We start from the raw sequence: 8,509 nt of genomic DNA, 5'->3' as shown, positions 1-8,509 counted from the left end.
CGGGCGGCGGTGCGGAAGGTGCCGTGGGGCTGCTCGGCGGTGCCCTCGGAGCGGGGGAAGAACTCGTACCAGGCGCCGTACAGGGCACGTTCCCGTTCCACCAGCAGCGGCAGCGTCTCGGAGGCCGTCACCAGCTCCCGCAGCGGATGCCGGGCCAGCACCGCGTCCACCTCCGGCGTCAACGCCGCCGCCAGACGGGCCGTGGGCGGGCGGGTCTCGTCGCGCAGGGCGGCGACGGCGGCCAGTACTATGTCACATTCCACTGGCGGCATACCGTCCGCCGCCCGCTCGTACAGCCGCGCCCCCTCCTCCAGCACCAGATCCGTGTCCATCCCCGCCGGAATCTTGATCTGGGCGTGATGGCGCCAGGTGGTGATCGGGTCGCCCCAGGCCTCCACGGTGTACGTCCACCGCCCGGGGGCGCCCGCGGTCACGGTCGCGCCCCAGCGGTCGGTGCCCGGCGCCAGCTCGCGCATCGGCGTCCAGGGGCCCGGGCGGCCCTCGGGATCGGTCAGGACGACGTTCGCGGCGACCGCGTCGTGTCCCTCGCGGAAGACGGTGGCCGAGATCTCGAACGACTCCCCGGTGACGGCCTTGGCGGGCCTGCGGCCGTGCTGGACTACCGGGCTGACGTCGAGGACCGGTATGCGCCCGATGCCGGCGGTGCAGCCCGCGGAGGGTGGCTCCGGGGACGGCGGTCCGGAATCGGCCGGGCGCACGGGAGGCGCTTCGGTGCTGGGTGTCGGGGGTGCTGACGAGTGGTGCGTGGCGGGCATGACCGCTCCTGTCCGCGTCATACAGGTGGTGGGCGGATGGGTGTGGGGAGGTGGGTCCTGCGTGGGGTGGTGCTGGGTGTTTCTCCGGAGTACCCGAGGGACGGGCCGGTCTACCGGAGGAGCCTTCCCACCCTATTCGGGTGGGCAATCCGGCACTTTGTTAACTACTCACGCGTATGTCTACGCACAAGACCGGCCCCGTTCGTGAACGAACGGGGCCGGAAACCGGACTCTTCGATGACGAGTCCGGGACTGCGCCCCTACGAGGGCGGTACTTGCAGCAGTTCGTCCGGTGACCCGAGGCCCCGCCCGGACACCTTCCCGGGTACCGCCAGCTTCACCAGCGCCTTGGCGACCTGGGCCGGTGTGGCCTTCGGATGCCCGGCCAGGTAGAGGGCGGCCGCGCCCGTGACGTGCGGAGTCGCCATCGACGTACCGGAGAAGGTGGCTTTCCCGGTGTCGCTCGCGTACCAGGCCGAGGTGATCGACACACCGGGGGCGAACAGATCGACGGCCGAGCCGAAGTTGGAGAAGGCCGCCCGTGCGTCCTTCTGGTCCGTCGCGCCGACCGTGACGGCCTCCTTGACGTCCGCCGGGGAGTACAGGGCGGCCGCCAGGCCGTCGTTGCCCGCGGCGACGACGTAGGTGACACCGGAGGCGATGGAGCTGCGTACGGCCGCGTCCAGCTGGGCGTTGTGGGCGCCGCCCAGGCTGAGATTGGCCACGGCGGGCTTGCGCGCGTGCTTGGTCACCCAGTCGATACCCGCGATGACCTGCGAGGTCGTACCGGAGCCGTCGTCGCCGAGGACGCGGACGGAGACCACCTCGGCCCGTTTGGCCACCCCGTAGCCGCGGCCCGCGATGGTGCCGGCGACATGGGTGCCGTGGCCGTTGCCGTCGGCGGCGGTCCCGTCGTTGTCGACGAAGTCCCAGCCGTAGCTCGCCCGCCCGCCGAAGTCCTTGTGCGTGATCCGGACGCCGGTGTCGATCACATAGGCCGTCACCCCGGCGCCCGCGGACCGGGGCCAGGCGTAGGCCCGGTCCAGGGGCAGGGCCGGCTGGTCGATCCGGTCCAGGCCCCAGGACGGCGGGTTCTTCTGCGTGTCGTCGAGGGCGACTCGGGTGTCCTGGACGACCGAGGCGACCTGCGGGTCCGCTGCCAGGAGCCGGGCCTGTCTCTCGTTGGCCCGGATCGCGTAGCCGTTGAGGACCGTGCCGTAGGTCTGGCTTATTCTCGCCCCGTATTTCTCGGCGATGCCCTTTCCGGCCGTCGACGGGGCCTTCGTACCCCCCTTGAGCGTCACCAGATAGCTTCCGTGGACGGAGCCGGGCTCACCGGCGCCGAGTATCCGCCCCTGAGCTGCGGCGTGCGCGGGCAGGGTGCCGGACGAGAGCGCGGCGACGCAGGCCACCGCGGTCAGGCCCCCCAGCCGGCGCAGACGCAGCGTTCGCGTCCGTGCCATGTCCGAGTTCCCCCTCCTTCGGCTGCGCCTGGCAGCCTCTCGTGCAGCCTCTCGTGCGGTGAGAAACGCCACAAGGGTGCCTACGCGGCGGAATCGGCCATGTCGGCCATGGCGGACGGGCGAAGGTTGCGGTGGTTTCCGGACTGTGTACGACTGTGCGACAGGCTTGGGTGTCCCGTGGTTGTGGAACCCCTCTCCCCGATACCGTCGATATTGACGACGGGGCGCACACTGCCGTGCGTCCTCCTGTTGTGCACGTATGCCGAGGTGGAATGTGAAGGCGATCCGGCGATTCACTGTCCGTCCCGTTCTCCCCGAACCCCTCCGGCCGCTCGGTGATCTGGCGCGCAATCTGCGCTGGTCCTGGCATGCCGAGACCCGTGACCTCTTCCAGTCCGTCGATCCCGAACGCTGGGCCGCCTCGGAGGGCGATCCCGTCCGGCTCCTGGGCGGCGTCTCCCCGACGCGCCTCGCGGAGCTGGCCGAGGACCGCCGCTTCCTGCGCAGGCTGGGCGCGGTGCGGGACGATCTCGACGACTACATGACCGGCGAGCGCTGGTATCAGGCGCAGTCCGGTGAACTGCCCGCCGCCGTCGCCTACTTCTCGCCCGAGTTCGGCATCACGGCCGCCCTGCCGCAGTACTCCGGCGGCCTGGGCATCCTGGCCGGCGACCATCTCAAGGCGGCCAGCGACCTGGGTGTCCCGTTGATCGGCGTGGGCCTGCTCTACCGGCACGGCTACTTCCGCCAGTCGCTGTCCCGGGACGGCTGGCAGCAGGAGCACTACCCGGTCCTCGATCCCAACGAGCTGCCGGTCGCCCAGCTGAGCGAGGACGACGGCACCCCCGCCCAGGTCTCCCTCGCGCTGCCCGGCGGCAAGCGGCTGCACGCCCGCGTCTGGCTGGCCCAGGTGGGCCGGGTCCCGCTGCTGATGCTGGACTCCGACGTCGAGGAGAACGACCCCGGCGAGCGCGGGGTGACCGACCGGCTCTACGGCGGTGGCAGCGAGCACCGCCTGCTGCAGGAGATGCTGCTCGGCATAGGAGGGGTCCGGGCGGTACGGGCGTACTGCCGGCTGACCGGCCACCCGGAGCCGGAGGTCTTCCACACCAACGAGGGGCACGCGGGCTTCCTCGGTCTCGAGCGCATCGCCGAACTGTGCGCCCGGGGGCTGGACTTCGACTCCGCGCTGGAGGCCGTCCGGGCCGGGACCGTCTTCACCACCCACACCCCGGTCCCGGCCGGCATCGACCGCTTCGACCGCGAACTCGTCGCCCACCACTTCGGTACCGACGCGGAGCTGCCGAGCATCGACGTCCAACGGATCCTCCAGCTCGGCATGGAGACCTACCCCGGGGGCGAGCCCAACCTGTTCAACATGGCCGTGATGGGCCTGCGCCTCGGCCAGCGCGCCAACGGCGTCTCGCTGCTGCACGGGCAGGTCAGCCGGGAGATGTTCTCCGGACTCTGGCCGGGATTCGACCCCGAGGAGGTGCCGATCACCTCCGTCACCAACGGGGTCCACGCGCCCACCTGGGTGGCCCCCGAGGTCTTCCGGCTCGGCGCCCGGCAGATCGGCGCCCAGCGCACCGAGGACGCGCTGACGGTCGGCGGCTCGGACCGCTGGGACGCCGTCGCGGAGATCCCGGACCAGGACATCTGGGAGCTGCGCCGCAACCTGCGCGAGCAGCTGGTGGACGAGGTGCGGTCCCGGCTGCGCGCCTCCTGGCGGCAACGCGGCGCCGGGACGGCCGAGCTGGGCTGGATCGACGGCGTCCTCGACCCGGACGTGCTGACCATCGGCTTCGCGCGCAGGGTCCCGTCGTACAAGCGGCTGACGCTGATGCTCCGCGACCGCGACCGGCTGATGGACCTGCTGCTCCACCCCGAGCGGCCCGTCCAGATCGTCGTCGCGGGCAAGGCGCACCCGGCGGACGACGGCGGCAAGCGCCTGGTCCAGGAGCTGGTCCGGTTCGCCGACGACCCGCGGGTGCGCCACCGCATCGTCTTCCTGCCCGACTACGGCATGGCGATGGCGCAGAAGCTCTACCCCGGCTGCGACATCTGGCTCAACAACCCGCTCCGGCCCCTGGAGGCCTGCGGCACCTCGGGCATGAAGGCGGCGCTCAACGGCTGCCTCAACCTCTCGGTGCTGGACGGCTGGTGGGACGAGTGGTTCCAGCCGGACTTCGGCTGGGCGATCCCGACGGCGGACGGTGTGGGCACCGACCCCGACCGCCGGGACGACATAGAGGCCGCGGCGCTCTACGACCTCCTGGAGCAGCGGGTGGCGCCCCGCTTCTACGAGCGCGGCCAGCACGGCCTGCCCGACCGCTGGATCGAGATGGTCCGCCAGACGCTGACACTCCTCGGCCCCAAGGTGCTGGCCGGCCGGATGGTCCGTGAGTACGTCGAGCGGCTCTACACGCCGGCCGCGCACGCCCACCGGGCCATGGACCCCGACTCGGCGCGCGAACTCGCCGCCTGGAAGGGACGGGTGCGGGCCGCCTGGCACGGGGTGACCTTCGACCACGTCGAGACCTCCGCCGCCACGACCACCGCGGAACTCGGCACCACGCTCGGCCTGCGGGTGCGCGTCGGGCTCGGCGAGCTCGGCCCCGAGGACGTCGAGGTGCAGGTGGTCTCGGGCCGGGTGGACTCCCAGGACGGCATCGCCGACGCGACCACGGTCCCCCTCAAGTCGGCGGGCGGCCCCGACCCCGAGGGCCGCTGGATCTACGAGGGCCCCCTGTCGCTGGACCGCACGGGCCCCTACGGCTACACCGTCCGCATCCTCCCGACCCACCGCCTCCTCGCCTCCAGCACGGAGTTGGGCCTGGTGACGGTGCCGTCGGAGGAGACGGCGGAGGGAGCGGGGGTGCTGTTCCGCTGACGGCGCGAGGGCGGGCGACCTTTGCCCGCCCTTGACGTCCGCTTTGCTCGATTCGTGGTTCCGCCATACCTCCCGCGGGGACGCGATCACTACGGTCGGGGGATGACATGTGCACGGAGTGACGTCCCGGGGGCGGGGTCGCATGTCGGTGCGAGGCATCGATGAGTGACGTGAAGGCGGACACGAAGCGCATCCGCGAGTGCTCCCGGGCGCTGCAGAGGATCTACGACTCCTTCACCGGCCGGGCCAATCCCGCCGAGGACTTCTCGGCCGCCGAGTTGGGCGACCAGCGTGTCGTCGAGGCCTTCGACGAGTTCGCCGACAACTGGAAGATCCACCGCAAGGATCTCGCGGAGAAGATCAGGAAGCTCGGCGTCATCACGTGGGAAGCCGCCAAGAGCTACGACGCCGTCGATGCCGAGCTCGCCCGGGCCCTGCGGGAGCAGGACGCACGGGCCGCACACGGCCGGGGCGCGAAGTGAGGCGTCCTGCGGTCTACGAGTGGGCCGTGCTCGACGAGGACGGCGATCCGGTACCGGGAGACCCGGACGCCATCGCCCTGCTCGGGCAGTCGCTGCGCGAGGTCGCCGACGACATCCAGCGTGAGGCGGGGGACGTGGAGGCTCTCTGCCGAGTCGACGCGTGGAAGTCCAAGGCGGCCGACGCGTTCCGCGACACGGCGCACGACGCCCTCAAGCCGCTGCGCAAGGCGTACCACCGCTACGACAAGGCCGCGAGCGCCATGGGGACGCGGGTTCGCCCGGACTGCACCGACGACTGGGCCGGCGCTCTCGAACACGCGCAGCAACTGGCGGACAAGGCCCTCAAGGCGGGACGGACCGCGCACGAGGAGCACGAATCGGCGGTGCGGGGCATCGAGGCCCTCCCGTCGGACACCAAGGACGACGACCCCGAACTCGTGCGGCTGAAGAAGAAGCGGGATCAGGCCGCGGCCGACCTCGGCAGTGCCAAGGCGGCACTGCGGCGCGCGAAGGAGGTCCGCGACACGGCCGCGCGGAAGGCCGCCGGGGTCATCCACCGAGCCATCACCCATGACGGCATGCACGACTCCGGATGGGACAAGTTCGACCACGCGGTGGACTCCGTCGTCTCGGGGGTCGGGGACTTCCTGGAGGACGTCGGCATGACCGTCGTCTCGGATCTCGCCTCCCTCGGCAATGCCATGATCCACGACCCGGGTTCCACGGCGTCGGTCGTCCTGGGTCTCGGCCTGACGGTGCTGGGCGCGGGCGAGGAGGCCGGCGGTGTCCTGCTGGACGCCACCGGGATCGGGGCGGCGCTGGGCATCCCGATCAACGTCGCCGCCGCGGCCCAGATAGCCGTCGGGGTGTCGTTGGCCGGTGCCGGTATGGCAAGCATCGTGAGCGACGCCGCGGGTCCCGACCGGGTCGACATGACGTCCGACGGGTCGGGCGGCTCCGCCGGCGGCGACTGGGACACCGCGGCCGAGGCCGACCGGACCAAGCCGTCGGGAGAGCCCGACCCGACCGCCCAGCCCCGTGGAAGGCCCGAATCGCTCAGCAAGAACGACGACGCCGAGACGATCCGCGCGAAGGGACGGGAGCGGCATTCCGCGGACACCCTGGCCCGACAGGGATACGACGTCGAACAGACCCCGGGTACGATCAACGGGAAGAATCCCGACTTCCGCGTCGAGGGCAAGGTCTTCGACAACTACGCCCCGACCGCCAAGAACCCACGCTCCATCTGGACCGCCGTCCAGAAGAAGGTGGACGCGGGTCAGACGGACCGAGTGGTGCTGAACCTCGGTGACAGCGACGCGGACCTCGGCGCGCTGCGGTCGCAGTTCCAGAGCTGGCCCATGAACGGTCTCAAAGAGGTCATGGTGATCGACCGCGAGGGCAACGTGGTCCACCTCTACCCGTAGTCGCCGAAGGGAAAGAAGGAACAAGAACGTATGGCGATCGAATACGACCTTGATCTCGCGACCCCCGTGTCCGCCAAGGAGGTTGCGACCCGGCTGGAGGAAATCGGCAGGGAAACCGGGCTCTTCGACGAGTCGGTCACGGGGGAGCGGCTCGTCGAGGAAGGAGCCCCCACCCGACTGGGCACCTGGATCCGTGTGGTCGCGGAGCGGCCGCCGCAGCCGTGGCACCCGGTCGTCACCGCCTTCGGGTTCACCCCCACGGTGGCCGTGGGATTCCGCATGGCCAAGGGAGTCGAGGTCGCGGACCAGCAGGACGACATGATCCGGCTCGTCGCGCCCCTGCTGGCACGCGTGGAGGGCGACGCCGTGCTGCACTTCCAGTTCGAGGTGGTCTGGCTGCTCCGCAAGGACGGCGAGCTGAGCCTCAGCGAGCGGGAGGACATCTGGCCTCCCCGGCGGCTGGCCCTCGTGACACAGCCCCACCGCCGGCAGACCCACAGCATGGACCTGGACTGAGCCGCCAGTGACGTTCCGTTTTCGTTCCAGCGACCAACCCGGCCGGGACCTCTGGTGCCCCAGTTCCGAAGTGGCTCGTGCCTTCGTCGGGACCGCCGAGGTCTTCTCCCACGTGTTCGACGTCGACTCGGGCATCGGCGACCCCGTCGACGGTGTGTGCGTCATCGATTTCCGGGACTTCGGAGCGCTCTGCGCCGCGGTCGTCGACCGGTTCGGCACCACCGACCAGGGAATCCTCCGGTCCCTCAGCCTCGGCTTCGTCGCCACGTCCCTGGTGCTCATCGACCGGGCCGGCCGTCCCGCCCCCGCGATGCCCGGGCCGGCTCAGGAGCGGGCCTGGGCGGCGCTGCGCGACCAGCACGCGCGAGCGATGCCCGTGTGACCGCCGGCCCCGCTGCGACGCGTGCGAGGGGTCACCACTCCGAGACGTCGGCGCAGAGTTTCCGCAGGATCTTCCCGCAGCGCCGGGCGTAGGCGTTCTGCAGCCCCCGGGTCGCCGGGCCGCCGGCCTTCGCGTACCACTTGGCGGCGCGGCTGAAGGCGGTCACGGTCAGCCAGACCGTGCCGTCGCCGGTGCGCTCCACCAGGAAGGACTCCTCGCCGCACTCCGGGTGGCCGGCCAGCGTGCCGTAGGCCCAGCCGGCGCGGCGGGGTTCCTCGACCGTGTAGACGACCCGGCAGGGCGCCTTGATCACGCCGGCGAGGGTGACGGTGACGTCGACGTCCGGCGCGGCCCGCTCCGCCGCCGTGTCGATTCCGACGCCGAGCTCGCGGTGCATCTCCCAGGTCAGCACCGCGTCGGCGGCTCTGCGGAAGACCTTCTCGCCCTCGCCGATCCGGGACCGCACATGCAGGGAGTGGAAGCCCGGCGGGCAGAAGCCGGCCCGACGAGTCGCGCCGACGTCTTGGTACGTGAAGGACATGGGACACAAGGGTAGGGCGGTACCCGGGA

The 8,509-nt window shown here is 71.3% G+C and carries 8 protein-coding genes; 5 read left to right on the top strand and 3 right to left on the bottom strand.

Going from position 1 to position 8,509, the window contains the following annotated elements:
• The coding region (locus tag ABZ453_RS26815) for a maltotransferase domain-containing protein (RefSeq protein WP_359018461.1) at nucleotides 1-776 on the bottom strand (776 nt) is incomplete at its 3' end.
• 260 nt (nucleotides 777-1,036) lie between these two features.
• Nucleotides 1,037-2,239 (bottom strand): S8 family peptidase, encoded by a 1,203-nt coding sequence (locus ABZ453_RS26810; protein ID WP_359018459.1) that lies wholly within the window; start codon nucleotides 2,237-2,239, stop codon nucleotides 1,037-1,039.
• A gap of 274 nt (nucleotides 2,240-2,513) precedes the next feature.
• Between ABZ453_RS26810 and ABZ453_RS26805 the strand changes: the two genes are divergently transcribed.
• The 5 genes from ABZ453_RS26805 (at nucleotide 2,514) to ABZ453_RS26785 (ending at nucleotide 7,939) form a co-directional block, all read left to right on the top strand.
• Nucleotides 2,514-5,132, top strand: coding sequence for a glycosyltransferase family 1 protein (locus ABZ453_RS26805; RefSeq protein WP_359018470.1), 2,619 nt, complete (start codon nucleotides 2,514-2,516; stop codon nucleotides 5,130-5,132).
• 161 nt (nucleotides 5,133-5,293) lie between these two features.
• Nucleotides 5,294-5,614, top strand: coding sequence for a hypothetical protein (locus ABZ453_RS26800; RefSeq protein ID WP_240864401.1), 321 nt, complete (start codon nucleotides 5,294-5,296; stop codon nucleotides 5,612-5,614).
• Complete coding sequence (locus ABZ453_RS26795) at nucleotides 5,611-7,041, top strand: putative T7SS-secreted protein (RefSeq protein WP_359018456.1); 1,431 nt, start codon at nucleotides 5,611-5,613, stop codon at nucleotides 7,039-7,041. The genes ABZ453_RS26800 and ABZ453_RS26795 overlap by 4 nt, the downstream gene beginning before the upstream one ends.
• Nucleotides 7,042-7,071: 30 nt before the next feature.
• Complete coding sequence (locus ABZ453_RS26790; RefSeq protein ID WP_359018454.1) at nucleotides 7,072-7,557, top strand: SitI3 family protein; 486 nt, start codon at nucleotides 7,072-7,074, stop codon at nucleotides 7,555-7,557.
• 7 nt (nucleotides 7,558-7,564) lie between these two features.
• A complete protein-coding gene (locus tag ABZ453_RS26785) occupies nucleotides 7,565-7,939 on the top strand; it encodes a DUF6086 family protein (RefSeq protein WP_359018452.1) in 375 nt (124 codons plus the stop codon).
• 31 nt (nucleotides 7,940-7,970) lie between these two features.
• Here ABZ453_RS26785 and ABZ453_RS26780 read toward each other — a convergent pair whose 3' ends face one another.
• Nucleotides 7,971-8,480, bottom strand: coding sequence for a DUF1990 domain-containing protein (locus ABZ453_RS26780; protein WP_359018450.1), 510 nt, complete (start codon nucleotides 8,478-8,480; stop codon nucleotides 7,971-7,973).
• Nucleotides 8,481-8,509 lie beyond the last annotated feature (29 nt).

This window comes from Streptomyces sp. NPDC005799 (assembly GCF_040630525.1).
GTDB lineage: Bacteria > Actinomycetota > Actinomycetes > Streptomycetales > Streptomycetaceae > Streptomyces > Streptomyces griseorubiginosus_B.
This window is presented reverse-complemented; position numbering and strand designations above follow the sequence as displayed.

What these genes read in the sequence shown, in the direction of transcription:
- ABZ453_RS26810 (WP_359018459.1), bottom strand. Translation starts at nt 2,239, where the DNA reads ATGGCACGGACGCGAACGCTGCGTCTGCGCCGGCTGGGGGGCCTGACC.
- ABZ453_RS26800 (WP_240864401.1), top strand. Translation starts at nt 5,294, where the DNA reads ATGAGTGACGTGAAGGCGGACACGAAGCGCATCCGCGAGTGCTCCCGG.
- ABZ453_RS26790 (WP_359018454.1), top strand. Translation starts at nt 7,072, where the DNA reads ATGGCGATCGAATACGACCTTGATCTCGCGACCCCCGTGTCCGCCAAG.
- ABZ453_RS26780 (WP_359018450.1), bottom strand. Translation starts at nt 8,480, where the DNA reads ATGTCCTTCACGTACCAAGACGTCGGCGCGACTCGTCGGGCCGGCTTC.